Below are 25,678 nucleotides of genomic sequence, written 5' to 3' on the forward strand. Positions count from 1 at the left end.
AGATTGCCGGCGATAAATCGCCGGCACTGACACACCAGGGGTTAAAACTCGTAACGCGCTTCCAATGTGACAAACCGCGCGGTTAAACGCTCGTCCGCCAAACCATAATTTGGATTGCGCACGCGACCGTTTTGCGTTTCGATAGAACGCTGCTCCACAATTGCGGTGGCGGTATCGGCATTAAACAGGTTATAGACTGTTCCTTTCACGTTAACGCGGCCCATGGACAGATCCACATTGTAGGCCAGCGACAGGTCTACTCGCGTGGTCCAATCCAGTCGTCCCGCCGAGCCGCGCGGTGCCGGGTTGCCGTTTTCATCGTAAAAGGATGCTTCGTCATACCACTGGGATGCACAGGCCTCCCAGGGGCTGCCAGCGCTGCAACTGTCTACGCCATCCGGGTGCACGGAAAAGTAATTTTTTGGTGCACCCGACGCCACGGTTGCCACAAAACCGGCCACCCAGTTTTCAGTCAGGTCATAGTAGCCGTTGAGTTTGAAGACGTGGCGGCGATCATTGGGCAAATCACCTTTGCCGTGGTCCATGAGATCGGCGTAGTCGTAGCTGGTGGTCCAACCCGGGTCAGCCTGCCCGTTGTCGGTGCGCACCAGGCCTTCGGTATTGCCGTGGCTTTTTGACAATACATAACTGACGTCCAGATACAGTTTGTCGGTGAGATTGCCGCGGAAAGTGGTTTCCAGTGCGGTGTAGGTGCGCGACGGTTTTGGCAGCGCCAGATCCGCTTCACTCAGGTGAATATTATCCACTACGCCATCGCCGTCAAAATCGTAGCTGATGGAGATTGCTTCACCCGGGTTGTTCAGTACATAGTAAGAACCCTGACCCACGTTGTCGGTGATGCCGTTGTCGGCAAAATACTTTTCCAGCACCGGGCCGATATCGGTGTCTTCCACCGAACGTTTCAGATCGCGATAAACACCGCGCACGCCCACCACCATGCCATCCAGCACCACGCGTTCAAACCCGAGCGTGAATTCATCGGCATACATGCCTTTCAGGCTGCCGCTGGCAATGAGTGCCGGTTCAACAATACCGGCCTGACGCACGTAGGTGTCGCGCACTTTGGCACCGCGTTCGGGCGAACCGTCTGCGCTCAACAAGGGGCGACCATCGGCATCCACACCGGCGAGCGCGTAGTAATCCATGGTTTCGCGCGAATAGGAGCCTTGGGTGATATTCATGTTGGCAGAGACCGGCTGATAGTAGCGGCCAAACGACGCGAAGGCTTTGGTGTCACCGTCGCCAAATACATCCCACACGGCCTGCAGGCGCGGCGACAGACCCGCGGTATCCACGTAGGCCTCACCACCGGTGACGGTGTTTTCAAATTGCTCGTAGCGCGCACCCAGATTCAACACCAGGTCCGAACTGACCTGCCAGGAATCCTGTACATAAAAAGCCCGCGCGGTAACGGTGGAATCGGTACCGCGATCGCGAATGCGCTGGCGGATATACTCTTCGCCTTGCGGGAGTCCAGACACATCGTTTGCCGACGCCACGCGCACTTCCCACCAGCCATTGGCACCGGGTGCACCGTTCTGCGTGGACAAGTAGTCCACGTTCAGCTCGGTCTGATCCATGCCCACCTGCAAGGCGTGATCGTCAAAGTCGTAACGCAAATCCACTTTGTATTGGTTGCGGGTGTAGTCTTCTTCCACAATGGAGGAATCGGTGTGATTGCTGTAAGCGATGCAATTGCCGGTACGGCAATCCCACACGCCCGGCAAGGCATTTTGTGCCGTGTTGTAGACTTTTTCGCGGGTCTGCCCCAGTACTACATCCACCGCAAAACGATCGGTTAACTGACCGTTGTAGTGGAAGCCATACACCTGGCCGCCATCGCGCTCTTTGGTGGTGGACACAAAGTCACCCACGCGATCAGAAGCCGGGTCGTAGGCAAAACCGTCGCGCTCACCATTGCGCTCGTAGTTGATACCGGTGACATCGATGCGGTGGTTGTCGGTGATCTGATAGTCCACCGTTACAAACCAGCGGTCTTCCTTGCGCTCGCGCTCGGTATAGCTGGAGCCGTAGGCCCAGGTGTCTTTGGTATTGCGCGGATTGTACAAGGCATAGAAAAACGCCTTGTCCTCAATCAACGGGCCAGACGCCCAGATATTGGCCTCCTGGAAAGTGAGTGAGTCCTGCTCGGTATTGATGTGGTAATCACCGGCATCGTCAAACACTGAGTCGTGGTTTTGCTTGAACGCGTTCGGGTCCAGCCGGTAGCTCGCACCCACGTTGAATTCGTTTGAACCCGATTTTGACACCGCGTTCACCACACCGCCGAGTGCACCACCAAACTCGGGATTGATGCCACCGGTTTTGATTTCGGTTTGCTGAATGGCTTCCCATGGCAGGCGGATCGAACCAATGCCGGTTTTGATGGTGCTTACATTCAGACCGTTGAGGTAGTAAAGATTCTCTGCTGAGGAGGAACCACCAAAACTGGACGCACCAAATTTACTGCTGGATGACACACCCGGCGCCAGCACCGCCATGGCCTCAAAGCCGTTGCCCACTGGCATGGCGTCCAGTTGTTCCTGCGTAATCACCAGGCCCGCCGTGGAAGTGCCGGTGTCCACCATGCGCTGCAGGGCACCGAACACCTCGATGGTCTCCATGGTTTCGTGGTCGGCCAGCAACTGGCCATCGTAGACACTCGCCTGCCCTACCCGGATCAGCACGTTGGACACGCTCACTTCACCAAAGCCGGATTTATCCAGCATCAGGTCGTACTCGCCCACCGGCAGATTGCGCAGCAGGTAGTCGCCACTTTCATTGGTGGTGACCTGGCGGGTAATGCCCTTGTCTTTGTGTTTAACGGTGATCTCGGCGTTGGCAAGGCCCACGCCACTGGAGTTAGTGACACGCCCCTTGAGCGAACCACCACTGGTTTCCGCTCCCAGGGCAGGCGTGGTACTCAGCGCGGCAATGGCGACGGCCAAAGCCGATTGACGCCATCCCCAAGCCCGATTGTGCTGCTTGGCAGACATATTCTTATCCTCGATTGTTGTTATGCAAAGGTGGGCCGGCTGCCTTGCCGGGGCGAATCCCGCCCGCAAGCGAACACCCTTTCAGAGACCAACCGGACCCGTCGCAGCCTTAGCGACCGACGAACTGTATACAATATATCTTATAATGTACACACAAAATGAGGCGGAAGTACCCACTGCAGATCGGCCTGAGGACTTTTGCTAATGAAATCAGTGAGATAGCACGTTAGCGGGCAGATCAGGCCCGGCTGAATAAAAGGGTGTGGATTTTTACCGGAGGGGCAGGCTATTGTAGTGACAATCAGGGAAAGGCCGTGGAAGCAGTAATGAGTCAGGATCTCACTGAACTCTACAACCAACTCAAAGCCAGTGAAGAGCGCTACCGGGAGCTGGTAGAAAACGCCAACTCCATTATCTTGCGTTGGAACCAGGAAGGTATCATCACGTTTTTCAATGAATATGCGCAGAAGTTCTTTGGCTTCAGCGCAGAGGAAATCATTGGCCAACACGTGGTGGGCACCATTGTGCCCGAAGACGAGAGCACCGGTCGCGATTTGCGGCCACTGATGGAAGACATCTGTCGCCATCCCGAAAACTACGCGCTCAACGTCAATGAAAACATCAAGAAAAACGGCGAGCGATGCTGGATCAGCTGGACCAACAAAGTCCTGCTGGACGATCGCGGCAAGCCCGTGGGTGCGCTCAGTATCGGCAGCGATATTACCAAGCAACGGCAACTGGAAATTGAACTGCAACAAGCCCAGAAAATGCAGGCCATTGGCCAGCTCGCCGGCGGCATTTCACACGATTTCAACAACCTCATCCACGCCATTATCGGCTATGCCGAAATCATTGATGAAATCAGCCAGCAGACCGAAGTCACCGAACAGGCGCGGCTGATTGTAAACACCGCTACCTCTGCCGCAAATCTGACCCATCAGCTTATGACCTTTGCCCGCAAGGGCAACGTGCAACTCAAGCACTGCAACCTGCTTGGCCTGGTGGAAGATACGGTCACGATTCTGCGTCATACCTTTCCGCGCAACATCCGCCTGATACACCAGACCCGCACCGAACACGCCTGGTTTCAGGGTGATGCCACGCAGATTAAAAACGCGTTACTGAACCTGGCATTGAACGCCCGCGACGCCATGCCCGATGGTGGCGTTTTCAGAATGGACGTGGACGAAATCACCACTGAGGCTGAGTCCAGCATTGGTGAATTCCGCATGCCGGCCGGACGTTATTTGCGCCTGCGCATTGAGGATACTGGCCAGGGTATGACCGAAGAGGTTACCCAACATATTTTCGAGCCGTTTTTTACCACCAAAGAGATGACCCGCGGCGCTGGCCTCGGCATGGGGTTGGCCACCACCTATGGCACCATGCACCTGCACAAAGGCGCCATCTCCTGCATCAGCGCGCCCGGCAAAGGCACCTTATTTGAGCTGTTGTTGCCCGCCTGCTCCGCACCCGATTCCATCAAACCCGTTCCACCAGAGCACAAATGCGCACCGGTATCCATGCTGGTGGTGGATGACGAGGACATGGTGCTGATGTATTCCCGCCAGCTGTTCAGCCTGCATGGCCATCAGGTGGCAACCAGCAATCACCCGCTCAAGGCGCTGGAATATTTCCGAGAACACTGGCGCTCACTCGACCTGGTGATTCTGGATATGCTCATGCCCGACATGGACGGTCACGCCCTGTTTCTGGAAATGAAAAAGATTCACCCGGAGGTGAAGGCGATTATTGCCTCCGGCTACAGTAACAATCAGCGTGTCAGCGCCGCGCTCGATTCCGGCATCCGCGGCTATGTGCAAAAGCCGTTTACCTATGAGGTGCTCGAGGCGGAGCTGGCCAAACTCCAGAATGGTTGAGGCAGATCATTTTATAGCCAGACCAACCCGGCTAGAGTCTAATGATTCAAAGAGGACTGGCTTATGAAACTGCGCCTGATTGCCACGGCATTGCTCATTGTTGGTTGCGCTCAAACGGTACCGGTATTTGTGGAGAAGCAGCCGGATACCGGCACTGCGCCACCAGACGCCATGAGCAATGATCCACTTGCCCAGCATGGCCAATATCTGGTGACACTGCTGGGTTGCGGAAGCTGCCATACCGACGGCGCCCTCACCGGCCAGGCCAACAGCAAGTTATTGCTGGCCGGTTCCCGTACCGGCATCGCCATTTCCAATCCGTTAAAAGTCGAACACCCCGGCATGGTGTTCCCCCCCAACCTCACACCCGACAAAACCACCGGGCTCGGCCACTGGAGCGAAACCGACATTGTGCTGATGCTGAAAGCCGGTGAAGACCGGCATGGCATCCGGCAATCGCCGGTGATGCCCTGGAGTGCCTACGCCCAGATGTCCGATGACGATGCCCGCGCCATCGCCCGTTATCTGAAACGTCTGGCACCGGTGTCGCACAAGGTCCCCACCAATGTGCGACCCGGCCAGGCAAGCGATTTGCCGCACGTGTATTTCGGCGTTTACCAAAAGCCATAAGGTGTATAGTGGCAGCCTGAAAAAGGATGCCACTATGTTTTACCTGTTTGCTGCGCTGTCTCTGGGCGCAACCTTCGCTGCACTCAAATGGAATAAACCCTGGGCGGCCCTGCCAATAGTGTTGGTCGCCTGCGGTCTGCTGCTACCCATCCAATGGCTGGATCTCACCAGCTACCTGCTGCCCTTCGCATTCGCCCTTGGTTACCGGCAACTCAACGGCCGCTGGGCCGGTGTGTGTGCGCTGGCGGCGATTGTAAGTGCCCTGGTAATTGCCTTTGGCCTATTGCCCAAGGTAGACGCCATAGGCCCGATAGCAACGCAGAAGCTCTCGGCTATCAGTGCCGAGTGGTCAATTAAAGCTGGACTGAATAAAACCCTGATTGGATTGGCGCTGCTGCCCATGGTGGACTGGCACCGCATTGACCTTTCGCGCTGGCAAAAACAACTGCCGTTATTACTACTTGGGCCGTTGTTCATTGCCGTGATTGCCTGGGCGCTGGGTCTGGCCTGGGATTTCAAACTGAGCCTGTTTACCGGCCTGTTTATGATTGCCAACCTGTGCTTTGTGGTCATCAACGAGGAAATTTTTTTCCGCGGCGTGGTACAGCGGCAATTGCATCGCGTGCTGGGAGAATCCGGCAAGGGTGCCTGGCTGGCGGTAATAGTGGCGGGTGGAATTTTTGGCTTACTGCATTTTGGCGGCGGCAGCTTCTATGTAATCCTGGCCACGCTGGCAGGCATTGTGTATGGCGCGGCCTTCTGGTTAACCCGCAGCATCTGGGCCGGCGTATGGACGCATATTGCGGTGAACAGCCTGCACTTTATTTTTCTGCAATATCCGGTGCCAGCCTGAGCCGGCACCGGAGATCTGTCAGGCAACCTGTACGGGAATGGTGTTGGTGGAACGCTCAACGGTGTTGTCGTCGTTCAGATACACCAGCTTGGGCTTATGCAGTTTGGCTTCCGCTTCGGTGAACTGCCCATAGGCCGCGATGATCACGCGATCGCCTTTCTGTACCCGGCGGGCGGCCGCACCGTTCATGGAAATGGTGCCACTGCCGCGCTCGGCCAGAATTACATAAGTGGTAAAACGCTCGCCGTTGGACACGTTGTAAATATCGATTTGCTCAAACTCGCGCAAACCCGCCAGCTCAACCAGGTTCTGATCAATGGCGCAGGAGCCGTCGTACCAAAGCTCGGCCTGCGTCACCGCGGCCATGTGGAGTTTGCCTTTCAGCAGAGTAGAAATCATAGCGACCTCAGGGTAATTCAATCGAGATATTGTCAATCAGACGCGCACCCGCGGTGAACATGGCACCCAGAATGGTAATGCGCTTGTCATCGTGCGCCGCCGGCGCCAGCGTTTTGCTGTTGCAGATGGAAAAGTAATCCGGCCGGAAGCCTGCTGCCGTAATCGCCGCCTTGGCCTCGGATTCCAGCGCATCAAAATCCCGCGCACCCTGGCGGATTTTCTCTGCCGTTGTGGTAAGACACTGATACAACTGGGTTACCCGTGAGCGCTCGTCCGGTTTCAGATAAGAATTGCGCGAACTCATGGCCAGGCCATCGTCTTCCCGGTGGATCGGCGCGGCGGTAATCTGGATCGGCATGCACAAATCTTCCGTCATGCGGCGGATCACGGCCAGCTGCTGATAATCCTTGATGCCAAACACCGCTTCGTCGGGCTGCACAATATTGAACAGCTTGCTCACCACCGTGGTCACGCCCTCAAAGTGGCCGGGCCGCGATGCGCCACAGAGCACGTCGGTCATGGTGGGGCAGATCACCCGGGTCTGGGTGTCCAGGCCGTTGGGGTACATTTCCGCATCGTCCGGGTGGAACAGGTAATTGCAACCGGCCGCTTTGAGCTTGTCGCAATCTTCGCGGAAGGTGCGCGGGTATTTGTCCCAGTCTTCGTTCAGGCCGAACTGCAGCCCGTTAACAAAAATGGAGCACACGACGATGTCGTTGGTGGTTTGCGCCTGCTTGATCAACGCAATATGACCCGCGTGCAAATTGCCCATGGTGGGCACAAAGCCAATGCGCTTGCCGGCACGACGCTCGGCCGCCAGGGAATCCCGCAAGGACTGAATATGGTGGAATATCTGCATGGCAACCTCTGCCGGAGCCCAAAAATCGCGCAGATTTTACGCGAACGATTGTTTGAATACCACGAGCAAAATCGGAGGGATTGTTCGGTTTAATGGAATGCCGGCTTCGGGAAAAGTCATTGGCGAAGTTGCTGGCTAGCGGGCATGCTTTGGCTTCCATTAACCCAGGAGATCAGCATGAAAACATCACAAGTATCCGGCTCACAGTCAGAGTGTAATTACGACAACAACTACTATGGCGATCAGGTGTGTATTGTTCGTGCGTAATTAGTGGTTTGGTGGCGGGGGTGGTTGAAGATGGGATTTGAAGATGGAATGCGAAGTTGGAATTTGAAGGTGGAATTTGAAGGTGGAATTTGAAGGTGGAATTTGAAGGTGGAATTTGAAGGTGGAATGCGCTTCGCTTATTCCACCCTACGGGTTTTCGGATAATCGGATAATCGGGTAATCAGGTAATCAGGTAATCGGGTAATCGGGTAATCGGGTAATCGGGTAATCGGGTAATCGGGTAATCGGGTAATCGGGGTATACCGTAGGGTGGATTAAGCGCCAGCGCAATCCACCACTTCGATCCGTCACCCGCCCCAATCCTCCGGGTATCGCCCCCTTTCCACCCACGCATGGAAACTCGAATGGGGCCAATCACGTACATGCTCCACAAGACCATGCTTCACCGGATTCATATGCACATAATCCACATGGGCAGCAAAATCTTGCTCGTCGCGAATGCAATGTTCCCAATAGCGGTGTTGCCAAATACCCCGCTCGCCGCGTTTTACTGCTCTGGACGACAGGGGTTCAAGTTTTGGTAAAGCCCTGCTGAAATTCGCTTTGATTAAGCGCCAGCGGGAAGAAAAATCGGAGACGCCTTCCGGCAGGCTGGCAACCCAATGCAAATGGTCGGGCAGCAACACCCAGGCATGGAGAGCAAAGGGATGGCGTGAGCGCACATCCGCAACCACTTCTCGTAGCAGGTCTGCATGATGAATAAGATTAATCGCCCGGGTTGTTCGGTTAGCGTTTACGGTAAAGAAATAGGTTCCGCCTGGTTGCCAATAGCGGCGGTAATTGGACATATCAACGCTCCTTGTTGATAGGGATTCATCCTTGAATTTTTTTGTGGTTTTGTTGGTTTATTTTGCTGGTGAAATTTGAAAGTGGAACTTGAAGGTGGAATGCGCTTCGCTTATTCCACCCTACGGTAAGGTTTCATTGGATTATATTGTAGGGTGGATTAAGCGTAGCGCAATCCAGCACGCCACCAAAGCCGCTACCGCCGGCGCCGCCTGAATCCACAGAATACGAGAAGACACGGTCATTGCTCCAAAGACTCCGGCCACTATTACACACACTAACGAAAATGTGACCAACACATCATTGCCAAGCAACGACCCCACCAACAATCCCGCCGCCAGAAAGCCGTTATACAAACCCTGATTCATCGCCAGCACCTTGGTGGCGGCTGCCTGCTCCTCCGACATCCGGAACACCTTGCGCCCCAGCGGCTTATCCCACCAAACCATTTCCAGCAGCAGAAAACCGATATGCAAAAGGGCAACAATCAGAACGAGAATAACGGCGAGAAGGTTCATTGATTCTTCCTTGATGATCAGCACAACATGCCGTAAATCGGCAAAATCGTAGGGTGGATTAAGCGTAGCGCAATCCACCAATTATTGGCCAAGGTTCTATTTGTGAATTTTTTGTCCTTGCGTGAAGGTGGAATTTGAAGGTGGAATGCGCTTCGCTTATTCCACCCTACAAAGCACATCCGTAGCGCGTTCTGCGAGGACGCTGTGGCAAGGCAAAAGTGACGCGAGCGCGCGGAGTTTACAGCGTGTAAATGAGCACGCGAGCGGCGCTTTTAACGCGGCCACAGCAACGCAGCTAGCGCTACGGGCCGTAATCGGGTTGGGCCATGTAGTCTGGTGCCAGATTCTCGAAGCGCGTGTACTTGCCCACAAACGCGGCCTTGCTGGTGCCGATTTCACCGTTACGCTGTTTGCCGATAATCAGTTCGGCCACGCCTTTGTCGGGGCTGTCTTCGTTGTAATATTCGTCGCGGTAGATGAACAGGATTACATCGGCGTCCTGCTCGATGGCACCGGATTCCCGCAGGTCGGAGTTCATGGGGCGTTTGTTGGGGCGCTGCTCCACACCGCGGTTGAGCTGCGACAGCGCAATCACCGGGCAATTGAATTCTTTGGCAATGCCTTTGAGCGAGCGGGAAATTTCGGAAATTTCCTGGGTGCGGCCTTCGGTGTAGTTGGCGATCTGCATCAGCTGCAGGTAATCCACCATCACCATGCCCGGCTGCGCCAGCGCTTCCAGTTCTTCACTCGGGGTATCCGGGTTTTCCTGCTGAAGCTTGCCAAAGTGTTGGCGCACCACGCGCTTGATGCGCGCGCGCACTTCCTGCGGCGAAAGCGCGGGCGTGTCGTCGATGTAGAGCGGTTTATCTTTGAGCTTGGCCACCGCGCTGGAGAGCTTGGGCCAGTCCTCTTCGGTGAGTTTGCCGTTACGCAATTTGCCCGCGTCGATACGGCCGAGGCTGGACAGCATACGCATGATCAACGACACCGAGGGCATTTCCATACTGAACACCAGCGCCGGCTTGCTGGTGCTGGCCAACGCCGCTTCCACAAAGTTCAGCGCCAGTGCGGTTTTACCCATGGACGGACGCGCGGCGAGAATGATCAGTTCACCCGGCTGCCAGCCGGCGGTGCGCTCATTCAGGTCCTGCAAGCCGGTGGAAATCCCGGTAAGGTCTGAATCGGTGCGGAACAATTCATCAATGCGCGACACTGCCTGATGCAACAGGGATTCAGCACCGATAAAACCGCCTTCTTTGGGCCGGTCTTCGGCAATGGCCGCGACCCGGCGCTCGGCCAGCTGTAACAGGTCATCGGAATCCAGGCCGGCCGGATTCATGGAGGTCTGGCTGATTTCGTTAGCGGCGGATATCAGCGCGCGCAGCGTGGCGCGCTCGCGGATGATGCGGGCATAGGCCGCTACGTTGGCGGCCGAGGGCGTATTGGCCGCCAGATCCAGCAGATAACCGTGGCCGCCCACCCGCTCCAGTTCACCGTTGCGATCCAGCTCGTCCACCAGCGTTACCGCATCAATGGGCTGCTCGGCGGCGATCAATCGCTGCATCATGGTGAAAATCTGGCGGTGATCGTCGCGGAAGAAATCGTCCGGGCTCACCAGCTCGGCCACCGCATCAAAGCGGTTGGCATCGCGCATCAGGCCACCCAACACCGCTTGCTCGGCTTCCATTGAGTGCGGCAGGGTCAGCGAGGGACTGGCCTTGTCTTCGTCGTCAAATGAGCGGGCGCGGGGTTTGGGATCTGCCATAAATGCTTAGTTGTCTGTTATTGAATGGAAGCCTGAAAAACAAAACGGGCACTCGCCATACCCACCGGCGAGCCGGTAAATACAACAGAGTGCCCGATTGTACCCCGAGTGGGGTCAGAAGCCAGAGGCTGTTACCGAATTATTCGGCAACGATCGCCAGCTTCAGTACGGCGGTAACGTCGGCGTGAACCTGAACGTCAACTTCGTACTCACCCACAACGCGCAGGGCGCCTTCGGGCAGACGTACTTCAGCCTTGTCGATTTCAACGCCGGCAGCGGTGGCTGCATCAGCGATGTCGCGAGTGCCGATAGAACCGAACAGCTTACCTTCGTCGCCCACATTGGCAGCGATGGTGATAGACAGTTCGTTGATCTTGGCAGCGCGGGCTTCCGCTTCACCCAGCTTCTCAGCTGCAGCCGCTTCCAGCTCGGCGCGACGCGCTTCGAAGTCAGCGATGTTAGCAGCAGTAGCCATTACCGCTTTGCCTTGCGGCAGCAGGTAGTTGCGGCCGAAACCGGCTTTAACGGCAACCTTGTCACCGATCTTGCCCAGCTTGCCTACTTTTTCGAGCAGAATAACTTCCATCTCGGTTTCCTCTAAATTTGCAATGTTATTGCATCAGTCGTCTGAAGGCGCTTTCGCCTGCAGCCGACCACGTATGTTCAACCACGTATCGGCCAGTCCTACAGCTGCCAGCAATGCAGTGAGCGGTGCCCATACGAACAGCGCTATGTACATTACTACCAACCATCCTGGCCCCGAGCCGCGCGCCTGCACCAGCGCATGGATCAAAGCGACACCTGCAACCAACAAGGGCAGCGAAAACAAGCTGGCCCACGGCTGATAGCCCATTGGCTGCACCATGCAATAAATGGCGGCCAACGCACTGATCATCGCCTGGACGGGCGTTAAGCGGAGCGAATGAAACTCCTGCTGAAACCCACCCGGGTTGTACAACCGGGCCTGACACCAGCGGGCCAACAACAGACTGCCAACACCACTTAAGGCGATAACAAAGGCAATCAGGCCCAGCACAAAGGTGCCGTCCGGGCTGGCCACCACCGCACCCTCGGGCGCATTGGCTGCCAGCTGTTGCATAAAGTCACCCAGCGCATCGGTCATGGCCTGCACCGGATCGGGTAAAAACACCCCCAATACCAATGCCGCCGCGGCCGACAGTGCCACCAAACCGGTGAGTGTGCGGGCCCACGATACCGTGAGGCGCAACACTTGGGCGGCCAACATGACCACCACCAGGCTCAGCAGGGTGACAAAGACCATCGCTGGCCCTATGTCGCTCATACCCTGGGTGTTCAACACCAGGGCAAACAGTGCGGGCAACATGGCCCCCACCATCACCAAGGCACCTTCAAAGGCGCCCTTGCGCAGGCTTACCAGTGCCACCACGGCCGGACTGACCAGGGGGAACCAACTGCCGATCATCGCTGCGGTTACCGCCTGAAGGCGGCCACGCATTATGAATTCCAGCAGGGCCTGCACGCGTAACTCGTAAACTTATTCGTGGCTATCAGTGTAAGGCAGCAGAGCCAGAACGCGCGCGCGCTTGATCGCGGTTGCCAACTGACGCTGGTACTTAGCCTTGGTACCAGTGATACGGCTAGGTACAATCTTGCCGGTCTCTGAAACGTACGCTTTCAGAGTATCCAGGTCTTTGTAATCGATCTGCTTAACGCCTTCGGCGCTGAAACGGCAGAACTTACGACGACGGAAAAAACGTGCCATGGTGTGCTACTCCTTATTCGTCTTCGGAATCGTCAGCGTCGTCTTCGTCGCTGTCGTCATCTTGAGCGGCTTCGCGGGCTTCAGCTTCGCGACGAGCTTCGGCGCGGGCTTTACGCTCACGACCTTCTTTCTCGGCCTTCATGATGGGTGATTCTTCAGTGATAGCTTCGTCCTGACGGATCACCAGGTTACGCAGAACAGCGTCGTTGTAACGGAAGTTGGTGTTCAGTTCTTCCAAAGCCGCTTCAGAACACTCTACGTTCATCAGAATGTAGTGTGCTTTGTGGATTTTGTTGATGGAGTAAGCCAGCTGGCGACGACCCCAGTCTTCCAAGCGGTGTACCTTGCCGCCATCCTGATTGATGGCTGCAGTGTAGCGCTCGACCATACCGGGCACCTGCTCGCTCTGGTCCGGGTGAACCAGAAAAACGATTTCGTAATGACGCATTGATAGCTCCTTACGGGTTAAGCTTCCCGCGCAATTGCGGTGAAGCAAGGAGGGTCAGATCTGTAAACCGAGGCCTACCCCCGTCCGACCAGTTAAATTTGGGGTCGCGCATTGTAGGGGAAGGGGGGAATTGGTGCAAGTTTGATCAATCGGCCCAAGTAACTAGTCTCCAGGCGCTAATTCCTAGAGGGCGCCAAACTGCAAACAGGGTGCAGCTGACTTATTGGGCGCACCACCCCTATCGCGGACGGCTGGCACGCTGGTTGAGCGCCGGCCATTCCCTCGCCCTTTGCAAGGGCATGGAAGCCCGGGAGCGAGTCGGGGCAGGACGCCACGTTCGAGCGGTAAAGGGCGGGGGATGGTGGGCGCCGTGCAGGGGCTCTGATTCAGGGCTTAACCGCGGAAGCATGGCACGATCCCCGGACGCCGGCCGCCTACTGCCCTTTGCAAGGGCCAGGGAAGGCCCGGGAGCGAGTCGGGGCAGGATTGCCACGTTCGAGCGGCAAAGGGCAGTAGGTGGCCTGCGCTTGGCACGGGCTTGGTTGTCCAAGACGTAGGCGCGGGGCGCTTTGGGCGAGGGAGCGAAGGTGGAATGCGCTTTGCTTATTCCACCCTACGTTAATCCTGTCTACGGTTTTACCGCGCGGCGTTGGCGGACGGCTTCGAACAGGCAGACGCCGGTGGCGACGGAGACGTTGAGGCTGGACACTTCGCCGGCCATTGGGATGCTGATAAGTCCATCGCAGCATTCGCGGGTAAGCCGGCGCAGGCCGTCACCTTCGGCGCCCATCACGATGCCGAGCGGGCCTTTCAGGTCGGCCTGATACAGATCCACCGCTGCTTCACCGGCCGCGCCCTGCAACCAGACGCCGGCCTCCTGCAACTTCTTCAGGCAGCGCGCCAGATTGGTCACGGGCACCAAAGGCAGCACTTCGGCCGCGCCGCAGGCCACCTTGCGGGCCACAGTGGTCAGGCTGGCGGAATTGTCCTTGGGCACAATCACCGCATGCACACCGGCCGCCTCGGCGCTGCGCATGCAGGCGCCGAGATTATGGGGGTCGGTAACGCCGTCGAGAATCAGCAGAAAAGGCGGCACAGACAGGCTTTCCAGCATACGGAACAAGAAGGCCTCGTCGTGCAGCTCACCCCGGTCGCACTCCGCCACCACGCCCTGATGGTTCTCGCCATCTACCAACTGATCCAGCTTGGTGCGGCTCCAGCGCTCCATGGCGATACCCTCACGCTCGGCAAAGGCCACGATTTTCGCCAGCTTCTGGTCCTCACGACCGGTGAGCAGCATGAGCTTGCGAATGCGCTGGGGCGCGCTTTTCACCACTGCCTGCACCGCATGCAGGCCAAATACTAATTCTGATTTCATTGCTTACATTTCATTGGGTCTTTACCGGTGTGATCATCACTGCCCATTCGCCGATGGAAATCGGCTCCTACAAGCGCGCGCCGGCCACACCGCCAGACTCATTTACGTTTTCTGGGTGCTTTTTTAGCACTCGTTGCGCCCTTGCGGGAAGCGGTGGCCTTGCCATCGCCGCGCGGACCACCCTTACTGGCCGCGCGCTTGCCCTTGGCCGGTTTCGGATCGCGATCGGCCTCGGCCTTGGCGCGCGCCTGCTTTTTCACCGTCTGGCGAATGCCCTTGGCGGCCTTTTTGGTGACTGACAGACGCCGGCTGGACAACACCTCCACCAACTCGAAATCCACCTTGCGCTCATCCAAATCCACCCGCGCCACCTGCACCTTGAGCTCGTCGCCCAACTGGAACACGGTACGCGAGCGCTCACCCACCAACCGGTGATGAGGCGCATCATAATGGTAGTAATCGTGCGGCAGGCTGGTCACATGTACCAGGCCGTCGGTGTACAGCTCTTTCAGCTCCACAAACAGACCAAAGCCGGTCACGCCCGAGACCACACCCTCAAATTCATCACCCACATGGTCCTGCAGGTATTCGCATTTGAGCCAGGTCATCACATCGCGGGTGGCCTCATCGGCCCGACGTTCGGTTTGCGAGCAGCCTTCACCCAGCACCAGCAGATCGTTGAAATCGTAGGGGTAAATATCGCGTTTAGCGATTTCACCGGCACCCTTCACCCGCTCCACCAGCTTGGTGTCGCGCTTGGAGCGGATCACCGAACGGATGGCCCGGTGCATCAGCAGATCGGGGTAGCGCCGGATGGGCGAGGTAAAGTGGCCGTATTCTTTGTAGCCCAAACCGAAATGGCCTTCGTTATCGGGCTGATACACCGCCTGCGACAGACTCCTCAGCATCACCATCTGGATAATATGGGCATCGGGCCGGCCGGCAATCTGAGTGAGTACCGACTGGTAATCCTTGGGCGTGGGTGTACCGATACCGGGCAGATCCAGCCCCAGCTCGCCCAGGAACTCGCGCAGGTTATCCAGCTTCTGGTCGGCCGGGCCCTTGTGTACCCGGTACAGACCGGGCACTTCGTGTTTCTCCAGGAAACGAGCGGCGCATACGTTGGCCGCCAGCATGCACTCTTCAATCAGCTTGTGGGCGTCGTTGCGCACCACCGGCACTATCTTGTCGATCTTGCGCTCGCGGTTGAACACGATGCGCGTTTCCACCGTCTCGAAGTCGATGGCGCCGCGCTCGTCGCGGGCTTCGCGCAGGGTCAGGTAGAGCTTGTGCAGCTCCAGAATCTGCGGCATCAGCTTGCCCGGCACACCCGATACACTGGGCGCGCGCCCGAGCAAACCATCGAGCATCTTGCGCCCGAGGCTGCGGGTATCTTTGCCGCCCGTGGCCGCTTCAATGGCGGCACCCACCTGGGTGTAGGTCAGGCGCGCATGGGAATGCATCACGCCTTCATAAAACTTGTAACCGCTGATCTTGCCGGTGGAGGAGATGGTCATCTCGCACACCATGCACAGGCGGTCCACCTTGGGGTTCAGGCTGCACAGGCCGTTGGATAGCGCCTCTGGCAGCATGGGCACCACGTGATCGGGGAAGTACACCGAGTTGCCGCGCACCACCGCTTCTTTATCCAGCGCCGAGCCCACCTTCACATAGTGGGAGACATCGGCAATGGCCACGAACAAGCGCCAACCACCGGAGCGCTTGGGCTCACAATACACGGCATCATCGAAGTCGCGGGCATCTTCACCGTCGATGGTGACGAAGGGCATTTTGCGCACGTCGACCCGGTGCAGTTTATCCGGCTCGGCCACTTCGGCGGGCAATTGCTCTGCCTCTTTGCGCACCGCGCCCGGCCACATGTGCGGGATACCGTGGGCGCGGATGGCCACGTCGATTTCCATGCCCGGCGCCATGTGGTTGCCCAGCACTTCAATAACCCGGCCCTGCACCATCTGGCGTGAGCCCGGCTGCTGGGTAATTTCCACCACCACAATCTGGCCGTCAGCCGCGCCTTTCTGATCTTCCGCGGGCACCAGAATCTCGTGCAGGATGCGCGGGTTCTCCGGCCGCACAAAGGCCACCGACTGGTCACGCACCAGACGCCCCACCACCTGATGGGTGTTGTGCGCCAACACTTCGACGATCACGCCCTCGGTGCGGCCGCGACTGTCGGTGCCGGAGATGCGCACCAGCACTTCATCGCCGTCAAATACCTTGCGCATCTGGCGGTTGTATAAATAGATGTCTTCCCCGCCCTCGGCCGGAATCAGAAAGCCGTAGCCATCCTTATGGCCCTGCACGCGCCCGCGCACCAGATCCACCTTGTTCACCACGGCATAGCCGCCCCGGCGGTTGCTGATCAGCTGGCCATCGCGCGACATGGCAATCAGCCGACGGCGCAGGGCCTCGCGGTTTTCATCGGACGTAAGCGATAGGCTGAAGGCGATCTGGTCGAAATCCAGCGGCCCCGGGGCCTGATTGAGCAGTTCGGTAATGAATTCGCGACTGGGGATGGGGTTTTCGTACTTGTCTGCCTCACGGCGGGCATGGGGGTCTTGCTTAAACGATCGTTTCTTGATCAATAGTTGTTCCTTTAAATCAAATGGGGTGTGCGTCCTTTAATATAGGCATCACCGTCAATGGGCGCACTATACCCTAAGAGTAGGCGCTGGCCAGCAAGTTCCGGCAAAAACCTCAGATTTTTTCGCGCGGGACAATTGACAAGCATATACCAGATCACTATAGTGCGCGCCTCAGCTAAACGCTGACCTGCCCAGATGGTGAAATTGGTAGACACGCTAGCTTCAGGTGTTAGTGGCCTTACGGCCGTGGAGGTTCAAGTCCTCTTCTGGGCACCATATTAAAGAAAGGCCCTGATCGAAAGATCAGGGCCTTTTTCTTTATGTGCCCACGGACTGCCGGCCCGCCAGCAAAGCTGGCGTGCGTTCGCCGGCACGTGAAGCTAATCGCTTCACCAGCGTTTGGCTCACCCTCTTCTGGGCACCATATTGAAGAAAGGCCCTGATCGGAAGATCAGGGCCTTTTTCTTTGTGTGCCCACGGACTGCCGGCCCGCCAGCAAAGCTGGTGTGCGTTCGCCGGCACGTGAAGCTAATCGCTTCACAAACGTTTGGCTCACCCTCTTCTGGGCACCATACATAAGGCACCCTCTCTTTAAGCAGTTTTTATACCCGGCTGCATTCCAGCACGGATAAATGGGGCTATGCTCAGGCACCTGCAACCGCCGTAAACTTTATCTACACTGGATCATTGCCCAATCGCCGAATGCCGGAGTCACTGATGAATACCGGGACGTTCAAGCAAGTGGAGCAGGTAGGGCTACTGAAGCTCCTGGAGCACGCCAATATTGGCGTGGTCATCCACACCGCAGACACGGCTGTCATCTATGCCAACCCCACAGCGCTCAGACTGTTAAAGCTTACTTACGCCCAGATGATTGGCAAGGACGCGCTCGACCCGCAGTGGAAATTTATCGACCCCGATGGCGTGCCATTGCCGTTGGATCAGTACCCGGTTAACCGGGTGAAGCACACAGGAAAAGCCATCCATGACCAGGTGCTCGAGGTGGTGGATTCGCAACACAGGGACATCAGCTGGTTTTCGGTGAATGCTTACCCGGAAGGCAAACTCGACAGCAACAACGGCTTTATTATCGTCAGCTTTACCGATATTACCGATCGCAAATCCCAGTTTTCCTTCGCCGATATTTTGCACAACACCCAGGATGTGGTGCTGGTCACCGAAGCCGACAACATCAAAGCCCCGTTCGGCCCGCGCATCGTCTATGTGAACAAAGCCTTCGAATCGCTCACCGGTTATACCGCCGATGAAGTGATAGGGGAAACGCCGCGTATATTGCAAGGCAAGGATACCGATGCTGGTGCGCGCAAACGCATTTTTGAAGCGCTGGAAGCCCGGCAACCGTGCCGGCAAAAAATTCTCAACTACTCCAAAACCGGCACCCCTTACTGGCTCGACCTGAGCATTTTCCCACTCAAAAACCGTTACGGCGAAGTGACCCATTTCGCCGCCATTGAGCGCGATATCACACAGGCCACTCACTACAGCGACATGCTGGAACAGCGCAATGCAGACCTGAAACTGATGCGCTCGGAGCTGGAACAATTAATTGATACGCAAACCCAGGAACTCAAACAGAAAAATTCAGAGCTGCACCGCCTCGCCTATGAGGACTACCTGACCGGATTACCTAATCGCAAGGCGTTTTTCCAACTCGCCGAATCGCAACTGGCGCGCATGCAGCGGCAGAACTGCACACTGTGCGTGGCGATTCTGGATATCGATCATTTTAAGGCCATCAATGACCAGCACGGCCACGATGCCGGAGACCGGGCGCTCATACTGGCGGCCAAGATCTTGCGCGATTCGCTGCGCACCGAAGATGCCTTCGGACGCCTGGGCGGCGAGGAGTTCGCGATTGCTTCACTGGCCAACAACCAACAAGAAGCAGTTCATGTACTCGAGCGATTAAGGGCAAACATCGAAAGCCTCACACACTCGTTGGCATCGGGTGGTTTTACCTGCAGTATCGGCTATTGCACGGTCACAACAACGCAGCTCGACTCCATATCCAATCTGCTACAGCGTGCTGACAGCGCGCTGTATGAAGCCAAACATGCAGGTCGAAACCGCCTGGTGGGGCACACGGCGTAGCCGCGTCCCCCTCGGCCGTACTGACACGCGCCCGCGGTGCGTTTAGCATTGCAGCATGAATCTGCTCATCGCCCCCAATCCCGGTCTGTTTGTCAGCACCGGCCTCGTCGCCCTGATGCTATTGGCTATCGCACTCTGGTCTGCCCCGTGGCGCCAGTTGGGGTCGGTCTCTGTGCGCCAGCACGCCTTCTTTTTCAGTTGTCTCGGCCTGGGGGTGTTCTGGACCTTGCAGGTAGAAGTCAGGGAATTGCTGGCGTTTCACCCGCTGCTGATCACCGTTACCGTCATGCTGTTCGGCCTGCGCCTGGCACTGGTGGCCGGCGCCGCCGGCGTTCTGGTCCAACACCTGTTTATGCAGATGTCTGGCGCGAACGGACTTTGGCAAGCGATGCCACTGGAATATGTGTTACAGGTTGCGGTCCCTGCCGGCTGGACCTGGCTGATGATCGGGCTGGTGAATCGCCTCAGTTTCAAGAACCCTTTTACTTACTTTCTTGGTGTTGGTTTCTTTGGCGCTGGGCTTGGCGTTCAGGTCATGACACTCACCGCCCTGTTGCTTTTCTGGCTCATAGGCAACGACCTGCTGTTCGATGTGTTGATGGATCATTACCTGATTACCGTGCTACTGATGTTTCCTGAAGGCTTCATCAATGGCACCTTAGCCACGCTGTTAACGGTATTGCACCCAGATCTGTTGCGCACCTATCGGGATGACTGGTTTACCCGCTAGCTCGCTTCTGAGCGAATAAAAAAGGCCTGCAATTGCAGGCCTTTTTGGTATCAACGGCTCACTCAGAAATCCAGATTCACACCCATCTGGAAACCGCGTCCGTATTGCTCCACGTTGAACAGCATGGTGCCGCCTGAATCGGCATTGCCTTCGTAGTAGTAGCGATCCACATTGTCGGTCAGGTTGATGGCGTCGAAGTAGACCCGCACACCATCTGTCACTTTCCACGTGGCTTTGAAGTCCCAGGTCAGTGCTGCCGCCTGGTAGACATCGGCCCAGTCCTGACAGTTCTGTGCGTATCCAAGTACGGCATCCGCCTGCTTATCCGCCACGGTACAGGCGCCGATACGCTTCAGTATGTCGCCGGTGTAATTACCGATCAGTCGCACCGACACGGCATCGTCTTCCCAACCCAGGGTCAGGTTCGCTGCGGTATTGGCGGTTTCAGGCAGGCGGATGTTATCCGCGCGCACCGACTCACCCACATCGCCGTCGCTGTTTTGCAACGTCAGGTTGGCCTGCAGGAACAGGTTATCCAACCAACGCCCCACCGAATGATCCTCCCAGCGACCATCGAGGTACTGGGTATAACTCAGCTCGGCACCGTAGACTTTGGCCGACTCGCCGTTGAGGTAAGTACGAGCATTGGTGAAGGTGGTATCTTCGGGGATGCGGAACATGGTGACCTGATCCACCGGCAAGGTGAACGGCAGATCATTGGCGATATTCACATCCACGCCGTTGGCATCCACCACAAAGTCCTTGATGTCTTTGTAAAACAACGCAGCCTGTAAAAAGGCGTCGTCACCGTACCAGGACAGAGAAAGATCCAGGTTGGTGGCTTTCATGGGCGCGAGTTTCGGATTACCGATGCGCACGGAATTATCCGGTGAAATCACAAAATGTTCTGCCTGATAATCCAGATCCCCGGCGGCCGACCCGATATCGTCGGGGCGATCGGAACAGGTAGGCGTACCGGTATAGGCCGGATCAGTATTACAGAACTGAACCCGATCGGTGATTTCAAAGTAAGCGCGGCTTTTGCCAAAATCCGGCCGACTGAAACTGGTCCAGAGCGCGGCGCGCGCCAACAATTGCTCACTCAATTCATGCCGGTAATGTAGCGCTGGCAGAAAGTTGCTGTACTCATTGCCGGTATCTTCCAGGGGCAAAGCAATATCCAACGATTCCAGACCTTGAGAATCTTCGTTGCGATCGTTACGCATGGCCATGTAGCCGGTGGAATTGAATTTGGTGCGCTCGTAACGCGCGCCCGCAATCAGGGTTGCGCCATCGGCCACCTGGAATTCCGCCATCAGGTAAGCGGCAGAGGTGTCTTCGCTCAGCTCGTAGTCGAGCTTGGTGGAATCCACCTCACGCTCTTCCGGGTCGTAGTTATCGCCGATGGCGCGGGTTGCGGCAATCAGTCGCTCAGCTTCCGAGCGGGTAATAAAGGAATGATCGAAAGCGGTATTGTCCGGCCGTTCCACATTAAACTCGCCCAGACGCGCACCGGCCAATGCCACACATTCCAGATCACCGCCACAACCGGCAACCGCACGGTCGCCCGGCACAATACTGGCCCGGTTTTTATCGTTGCTGCGGTCGCGTTGCTGCAGTTTTACACCGGTCTTTACGTAATTGATGAAACCACCGTCCGTCCAGTCCCGGCGCAAGTCCATGGAAAACTGATTGATCGCGTCTTCCCGCACACTGTCTTCGAGAAACAGGTTGTCGTAACCGAGGTTGGGCTGGTCCACCTCGCCGTACTGGTATCCATTGGGGTTAGATACCGCGCCGGAGGTGATTTCGCCAGTGGCAATCAGCTCATCCAGCTGAGGCCCGGATATGATCTGGCCATTCAGATACTCCTCGCCGAAGCTGCCCACCGAACTCAGATCGCGCAAGCGGAACTGCACGCGGCGGCCATCGGGTTTTTCGTCTTTACTGCGCGACACCACCAGGTTGTAGTCCAGTTGCCAGACATCGGCAAAGCGGTTTTCACCGCCAAGGTTCAGGGTGTTGGTAGACACCTTGGATTCCTGGATAAAGTACTGTTGCTGCAGGTCCACACTGTTGACGCCAAAGGTATTGCTGTTGGGGTCCAGGTACACCTTGTCGGTGCCGGTGTCGTAGTTAAACCGGTAATATTCCCGCAGGGCAATATCGTCGTCGGCGTAGCTGCTGTGATTGAGTTTTACGTAGTAGCGGCTGTTCACATCGGGCGCGTACTCGATGTTTGCAAGGCCCGTTATACGCTCACGCTCTGCGTTTTCTTCGTAGTTAGTAAATTCCCAAGGAATCAGTTTGCGCACGCCGCCCGCTTCGGCATACACCGGCAGGGTCGTGTCGTGGTGCTTGGACTGATAACCCTGGGTTTTGCGTTTTTCCCACGAGCCGGTATAGGCCACGCCCAGGGTGTTATCCAGAAACAGATTGGTGCCCTGCAGGGTAATTTTCGGCGAATGGCTGGATGCCTGACTGCTGTAGTAATCCTGCAGGCTGACCTTCAGGCTGTCGCGTCCGCGGTCCAGCGCCGACAAGGAGCGCACGTTGATGGAGCCTCCGATGGCGTCCAGGTTCATGTCGGGCGTCAGTGATTTATTGACTTCAATACTTTGCAGCACGTCGGAAGGCAGGCTGTCGAGCGAAAAGGCGCGGTCTTCCAGGTCGCCATTGCTGCCGCCACCGGCGTTGGCGATGGCACCGCCATCCATTTGCACATTCACCATGCCCGGGCCAAGGCCGCGCAGGCTGACAAACTTACCTTCGCCCTCACCTTTCTGCAGGGTAATGCCGGGCAGTCGCTGTAACAGCTCCGCCACGTTCTGGGCCGAGAAGTTACCGGCATCGTCCTGGGTCACCACGGAGCTGAAGTTATCTTTATTGCGTTCGGCTTCGCGCGCATTTTCGTCGGCGGCGCGAATGCCTTCAACCACCACCTCTTCCAGGCCCTGGCCGGTCATTTCCTGATTGTTTTCTGCCTTCTGAGCGCACACCTGGGCGCTGATCAATGCGATAGCCAAGGGCAGGAGTTTTTTATGCAACTTGTGTTGATTCATTTTATTTTTTTCACCTCTGGATTATTGTCGGGCGGGCCGCGCGGCGGCCCGCGCTCGTTTACTGGTATTCAACAACCAGATTGTCGATGGTGATGGGGTTATCCAGCTTGCTGTCGCAACGAACCTGCAAGAAGGAGGTGGCAGTACCGACGCTACTCGCGATAGTCACAGTGCCTGTGGCCTGATCGCCGTCGGCAATAATGCCTACGGATTTCTCGAATATTTTCGAGCTGCCGCCATGAATGGATTTGCTCGAGCTTGAGGTGTTGTTATCCACATACACCTGGCACTTGCCGTCGTCCGCTGCCGGGTTCGGATTCACCGTGACATCGAAACGCACAACATAGGGCTGACTCAGGTCAATATCACCGCGGGTCACGGTGTCGGTATCAGCGGTATCGGTCGCCGGGTCAGTATCACCGAGCGAGAAACGCGCATTGGCAAGGCTCACACTGCCGCCCGCAAACACGGTACCCGAACCACCGCCGGTGGAGTTGTGGAAGGGTTTGGCGGCATCGCTGCTGATGCTTTTATAGCCCGCAGTAAAGAAGTCGCTGGTGCTGGCATCGCCATCGGTTGCTGCATCAAAGCTTTCACTCAGCACAGCTGAACTTGAAGCGCCGGCATAGAAACCCAACTCACCAATGGACGCCGGCAGCTCACCCACCAGATCGTCCGCCGTCATCTCGGCGACTGACTGGGCGTTGCTCCACAATATCCAGTCCACCACACTGAAATAACCAGAGGATGAATCTTCACCGATGCGCATGCGGTTGGCACCACCGCCGCCTGAACGGCCGGTTGCCGCGATGACCGTATCACCGGGCGTACCGGTAAACTGATCGGAAATATTCACGCCGTCGCGGTACACACTGATCAGCAGATTATTGCCGTCCACCACCGACACATCGGTGGGATCGAGCAAGGTATAGCTCAAGTGATAGATGTGATAGTCATCGGTCATGGTCTGATCGGCTTGCGCGGTGGCATCACCTGCCAGCACTTTTTCCAATTGGATGCGGCCATCGCTGCCCTGATCGGGTCGCAGCAACAACTTGGCGCGTTGATCGCTGGGCGCCGCAAACACCACTTCCGCTTCCAGACCGCGCGCGGTGCTGGCCGAGGCATCCACCCGTGCAATCAGGGTGAAATACTGCGGGTAACCGTCTGCATCGGCCACCACACCCGTGATGTCGCCTTTACTGCGCGCACCGGAATCCGCTGTGGTATCCAGCGTTGAAGTGCCATTGTTATTGGCGCCGAACAAGATCTCATCGGTGCCATAACTGAGCGAACCGGTGGTGTTGGCTTTTAACACCAGGGCACCGCTGGTATCCGGCGAAACACAACCGTCCCATGCGCTCCAGGCAATGCTGGTGGTGATGTCGCCGGGCGCAGTGAGATTACAGCCGAGCGGCGCTACCGGCGTGGCAGAACCCGACGCACTCCACTCGCCCGCACCCACGGCATTGTTAACCCGCAGGAACACAAAATACTCGGTGCCATTGGCCAGGCTGACCAACACCTGAGGACTTACAGCGCCGGACACGACGGTGGCACTGGCCACATCGTCCGCGGTGCCGTAGGCCAGGTCGTAACTGGTGGCACCCAGCACATCCAGCCAGCTCACCGTCAACTGACCATCGCCCGCGGTAACGGCCGGTGCGTCGGGTGCGTCCGGCGCTGTGGCGGGCACAAACACATTACAGGCCGGCAGATCGGCCTGGCCGTCTTCGGTTTGCGGCTCCACCAGCAGGTCGTCAAAAATGACCGAGCTGCCGCCTTCCACGCGGAATTGCAGGAAAGAGGTACTGCTGCCCACCTGCACGGGGCGCACATCCACCGGCGTCGCTTCCGGATCGAGCAGGATGTCACCAGGCACGTTAATCTGCACGCGCTTGCCGGCCACCAATTGATCGGCAGGCACATTGAAAATGCGCGAGCCCTGGCTGCCGCCGCCCCAATAGGATTTGCTTTCGCTGGAGGTGTTGTTATCCACATACACCTGCATGTTGCGGCTGCCGCTGGTCTCTTTTACACAGAATGAGATCCGGTAAGGCTGGCTCAGATTGAGCTCCCCCCAGGTGGCCACATCGTCACCGGTGGTGCTGTCTTTTTTCGGGTCGGTACCGGTCAGATCAGGCCGGTTCTGGCCGGCACTGAAACGGCCGGTATTGAGCAACATGGCCGGGTTGCCGTTATCGCTCACAATACCCATCTGCTCCAGATTCACTGCCACCGGGCCGGCCGGGTCGTCGCCTTCGTAAAAACAGCAGGTGGGGTGATAGAACGAGGGTTTGGTATCGTTTGGATTGGCGTCAGCCAGCGCTTTGTAGGCTTCGCTGAAAAACGCTTCGGTGTCAGCCGCATCAAAATTGCTGAACTGCCCGTCGCCGAAGTTTTCGCTGAGGATAATGGCATCGGCTTCTACCGGGCCTTCGCCACCGGAACCACCGCTGGTGGCGGGTGGCACCGCCAACACATCGCCGCTGCCGGCTGGGTCACTGCCCCCGCCGCCACAGGCGGTCAGGCAGGTTAACAAATACAGGGATGCTGCACTGAGCCTCACGTTCATTGCTCTTCCTCTCTCTGAGTATTTTTATTGT

Annotated in this window: 20 protein-coding genes and 1 tRNA gene; 6 read left to right on the forward strand and 15 right to left on the reverse strand. The window is 57.1% G+C overall.

What is annotated here, in order from left to right; translation table 11 throughout:
• Nucleotides 1-41: 41 nt before the first annotated feature.
• Entirely contained in the window at nucleotides 42-3,017 is a 2,976-nt protein-coding gene (locus M5M_RS10065; RefSeq protein ID WP_015047381.1) for a TonB-dependent receptor, read from the reverse strand.
• A 326-nt stretch (nucleotides 3,018-3,343) separates the two neighbouring features.
• On the opposite strand from M5M_RS10065, the gene M5M_RS10070 reads away from it, so the two are divergent.
• The 3 genes from M5M_RS10070 (at nucleotide 3,344) to M5M_RS10080 (ending at nucleotide 6,380) form a co-directional block, all read left to right on the forward strand.
• Nucleotides 3,344-4,897 carry a hybrid sensor histidine kinase/response regulator gene (locus tag M5M_RS10070; RefSeq protein ID WP_015047382.1) on the forward strand — a complete coding sequence of 518 codons (1,554 nt, stop codon included), beginning with the start codon at nucleotides 3,344-3,346 and terminating at the stop codon, nucleotides 4,895-4,897.
• A gap of 63 nt (nucleotides 4,898-4,960) precedes the next feature.
• Nucleotides 4,961-5,527, forward strand: a complete 567-nt coding sequence (locus tag M5M_RS10075; RefSeq protein WP_015047383.1) for a c-type cytochrome — start codon at nucleotides 4,961-4,963, stop codon at nucleotides 5,525-5,527.
• Nucleotides 5,528-5,561: 34 nt separating this feature from the next.
• Nucleotides 5,562-6,380, forward strand: coding sequence for a CPBP family intramembrane glutamic endopeptidase (locus tag M5M_RS10080; protein WP_015047384.1), 819 nt, complete (start codon nucleotides 5,562-5,564; stop codon nucleotides 6,378-6,380).
• Between the two features lie 18 nt (nucleotides 6,381-6,398).
• Here the strand turns inward: M5M_RS10080 and panD are convergent, their stop codons facing one another.
• The 12 genes from panD to rnr all read right to left on the reverse strand — a co-directional run bounded on the left by panD (nucleotide 6,399) and on the right by rnr (nucleotide 17,168).
• Nucleotides 6,399-6,779 carry an aspartate 1-decarboxylase gene (gene panD, locus M5M_RS10085; RefSeq protein WP_015047385.1) on the reverse strand — a complete coding sequence of 127 codons (381 nt, stop codon included), beginning with the start codon at nucleotides 6,777-6,779 and terminating at the stop codon, nucleotides 6,399-6,401.
• 7 nt (nucleotides 6,780-6,786) lie between these two features.
• On the reverse strand, nucleotides 6,787-7,638 hold the full coding sequence (gene panC / locus M5M_RS10090) for a pantoate--beta-alanine ligase (RefSeq protein ID WP_015047386.1): 852 nt from the start codon (nucleotides 7,636-7,638) through the stop codon (nucleotides 6,787-6,789).
• 456 nt (nucleotides 7,639-8,094) lie between these two features.
• Nucleotides 8,095-8,217: a hypothetical protein gene (locus M5M_RS20990; RefSeq protein WP_276324560.1), complete on the reverse strand. Its 123-nt coding sequence runs from the start codon at nucleotides 8,215-8,217 to the stop codon at nucleotides 8,095-8,097.
• Nucleotides 8,214-8,714 (reverse strand): REP-associated tyrosine transposase, encoded by a 501-nt coding sequence (locus M5M_RS10095; RefSeq protein WP_015047387.1) that lies wholly within the window; start codon nucleotides 8,712-8,714, stop codon nucleotides 8,214-8,216. Before M5M_RS10095 ends, M5M_RS20990 begins: the two co-directional genes overlap by 4 nt.
• Before the next feature lie 141 nt (nucleotides 8,715-8,855).
• Entirely contained in the window at nucleotides 8,856-9,254 is a 399-nt protein-coding gene (locus tag M5M_RS10100; protein WP_244431025.1) for a DUF1304 domain-containing protein, read from the reverse strand.
• A 277-nt stretch (nucleotides 9,255-9,531) separates the two neighbouring features.
• Nucleotides 9,532-10,995 (reverse strand): replicative DNA helicase, encoded by a 1,464-nt coding sequence (gene dnaB / locus M5M_RS10105; RefSeq protein ID WP_015047389.1) that lies wholly within the window; start codon nucleotides 10,993-10,995, stop codon nucleotides 9,532-9,534.
• A 139-nt stretch (nucleotides 10,996-11,134) separates the two neighbouring features.
• Nucleotides 11,135-11,581 carry a 50S ribosomal protein L9 gene (gene rplI / locus M5M_RS10110; RefSeq protein WP_015047390.1) on the reverse strand — a complete coding sequence of 149 codons (447 nt, stop codon included), beginning with the start codon at nucleotides 11,579-11,581 and terminating at the stop codon, nucleotides 11,135-11,137.
• Between the two features lie 33 nt (nucleotides 11,582-11,614).
• Nucleotides 11,615-12,472: a YybS family protein gene (locus M5M_RS10115; protein WP_024330290.1), complete on the reverse strand. Its 858-nt coding sequence runs from the start codon at nucleotides 12,470-12,472 to the stop codon at nucleotides 11,615-11,617.
• Between the two features lie 39 nt (nucleotides 12,473-12,511).
• A complete protein-coding gene (gene rpsR, locus M5M_RS10120) occupies nucleotides 12,512-12,739 on the reverse strand; it encodes a 30S ribosomal protein S18 (RefSeq protein WP_016389337.1) in 228 nt (75 codons plus the stop codon).
• A 13-nt stretch (nucleotides 12,740-12,752) separates the two neighbouring features.
• Nucleotides 12,753-13,187 carry a 30S ribosomal protein S6 gene (gene rpsF, locus M5M_RS10125; protein ID WP_015047392.1) on the reverse strand — a complete coding sequence of 145 codons (435 nt, stop codon included), beginning with the start codon at nucleotides 13,185-13,187 and terminating at the stop codon, nucleotides 12,753-12,755.
• Between the two features lie 628 nt (nucleotides 13,188-13,815).
• Nucleotides 13,816-14,565, reverse strand: a complete 750-nt coding sequence (gene rlmB, locus M5M_RS10130; RefSeq protein WP_015047393.1) for a 23S rRNA (guanosine(2251)-2'-O)-methyltransferase RlmB — start codon at nucleotides 14,563-14,565, stop codon at nucleotides 13,816-13,818.
• Nucleotides 14,566-14,663: 98 nt separating this feature from the next.
• Nucleotides 14,664-17,168 (reverse strand): ribonuclease R, encoded by a 2,505-nt coding sequence (gene rnr, locus M5M_RS10135; RefSeq protein ID WP_015047394.1) that lies wholly within the window; start codon nucleotides 17,166-17,168, stop codon nucleotides 14,664-14,666.
• A 189-nt stretch (nucleotides 17,169-17,357) separates the two neighbouring features.
• Between rnr and M5M_RS10140 the strand changes: the two genes are divergently transcribed.
• The 3 genes from M5M_RS10140 (at nucleotide 17,358) to M5M_RS10150 (ending at nucleotide 20,010) form a co-directional block, all read left to right on the forward strand.
• Nucleotides 17,358-17,444 (forward strand) — tRNA-Leu (locus M5M_RS10140).
• Between the two features lie 441 nt (nucleotides 17,445-17,885).
• Complete coding sequence (locus M5M_RS10145) at nucleotides 17,886-19,280, forward strand: sensor domain-containing diguanylate cyclase (protein ID WP_015047395.1); 1,395 nt, start codon at nucleotides 17,886-17,888, stop codon at nucleotides 19,278-19,280.
• A gap of 55 nt (nucleotides 19,281-19,335) precedes the next feature.
• The gene (locus tag M5M_RS10150; protein WP_015047396.1) at nucleotides 19,336-20,010 is read left to right on the forward strand and encodes an energy-coupling factor ABC transporter permease; all 675 of its coding nucleotides are present in this window, start codon (nucleotides 19,336-19,338) and stop codon (nucleotides 20,008-20,010) included.
• A gap of 62 nt (nucleotides 20,011-20,072) precedes the next feature.
• On the opposite strand, the gene M5M_RS10155 is transcribed toward M5M_RS10150, so the two are convergent.
• Both M5M_RS10155 and M5M_RS10160 read right to left on the reverse strand, forming a co-directional pair.
• Nucleotides 20,073-23,072, reverse strand: coding sequence for a TonB-dependent receptor (locus M5M_RS10155; RefSeq protein ID WP_015047397.1), 3,000 nt, complete (start codon nucleotides 23,070-23,072; stop codon nucleotides 20,073-20,075).
• A 58-nt stretch (nucleotides 23,073-23,130) separates the two neighbouring features.
• Nucleotides 23,131-25,647: a fibronectin type III domain-containing protein gene (locus M5M_RS10160; RefSeq protein WP_015047398.1), complete on the reverse strand. Its 2,517-nt coding sequence runs from the start codon at nucleotides 25,645-25,647 to the stop codon at nucleotides 23,131-23,133.
• Nucleotides 25,648-25,678 lie beyond the last annotated feature (31 nt).

It is taken from the genome of Simiduia agarivorans SA1 = DSM 21679 (assembly GCF_000305785.2).
GTDB classification, from domain to species: Bacteria; Pseudomonadota; Gammaproteobacteria; order Pseudomonadales; family Cellvibrionaceae; genus Simiduia; species Simiduia agarivorans.

Excerpts from the sequence above, each read along its gene's own strand:
- M5M_RS10095 (WP_015047387.1), bottom strand. The coding sequence starts at position 8,714 with ATGTCCAATTACCGCCGCTATTGGCAACCAGGCGGAACCTATTTCTTT.
- M5M_RS10145 (WP_015047395.1), top strand. The coding sequence starts at position 17,886 with ATGAATACCGGGACGTTCAAGCAAGTGGAGCAGGTAGGGCTACTGAAG.
- M5M_RS10070 (WP_015047382.1), top strand. The coding sequence starts at position 3,344 with ATGAGTCAGGATCTCACTGAACTCTACAACCAACTCAAAGCCAGTGAA.
- M5M_RS10065 (WP_015047381.1), bottom strand. The coding sequence starts at position 3,017 with ATGTCTGCCAAGCAGCACAATCGGGCTTGGGGATGGCGTCAATCGGCT.
- panC (WP_015047386.1), bottom strand. The coding sequence starts at position 7,638 with ATGCAGATATTCCACCATATTCAGTCCTTGCGGGATTCCCTGGCGGCC.
- rlmB (WP_015047393.1), bottom strand. The coding sequence starts at position 14,565 with ATGAAATCAGAATTAGTATTTGGCCTGCATGCGGTGCAGGCAGTGGTG.
- panD (WP_015047385.1), bottom strand. The coding sequence starts at position 6,779 with ATGATTTCTACTCTGCTGAAAGGCAAACTCCACATGGCCGCGGTGACG.
- M5M_RS10115 (WP_024330290.1), bottom strand. The coding sequence starts at position 12,472 with ATGCGTGGCCGCCTTCAGGCGGTAACCGCAGCGATGATCGGCAGTTGG.
- rplI (WP_015047390.1), bottom strand. The coding sequence starts at position 11,581 with ATGGAAGTTATTCTGCTCGAAAAAGTAGGCAAGCTGGGCAAGATCGGT.
- rpsF (WP_015047392.1), bottom strand. The coding sequence starts at position 13,187 with ATGCGTCATTACGAAATCGTTTTTCTGGTTCACCCGGACCAGAGCGAG.
- rpsR (WP_016389337.1), bottom strand. The coding sequence starts at position 12,739 with ATGGCACGTTTTTTCCGTCGTCGTAAGTTCTGCCGTTTCAGCGCCGAA.
- M5M_RS10160 (WP_015047398.1), bottom strand. The coding sequence starts at position 25,647 with ATGAACGTGAGGCTCAGTGCAGCATCCCTGTATTTGTTAACCTGCCTG.
- M5M_RS10150 (WP_015047396.1), top strand. The coding sequence starts at position 19,336 with ATGAATCTGCTCATCGCCCCCAATCCCGGTCTGTTTGTCAGCACCGGC.
- M5M_RS10075 (WP_015047383.1), top strand. The coding sequence starts at position 4,961 with ATGAAACTGCGCCTGATTGCCACGGCATTGCTCATTGTTGGTTGCGCT.
- M5M_RS10080 (WP_015047384.1), top strand. The coding sequence starts at position 5,562 with ATGTTTTACCTGTTTGCTGCGCTGTCTCTGGGCGCAACCTTCGCTGCA.
- M5M_RS10155 (WP_015047397.1), bottom strand. The coding sequence starts at position 23,072 with ATGAATCAACACAAGTTGCATAAAAAACTCCTGCCCTTGGCTATCGCA.
- dnaB (WP_015047389.1), bottom strand. The coding sequence starts at position 10,995 with ATGGCAGATCCCAAACCCCGCGCCCGCTCATTTGACGACGAAGACAAG.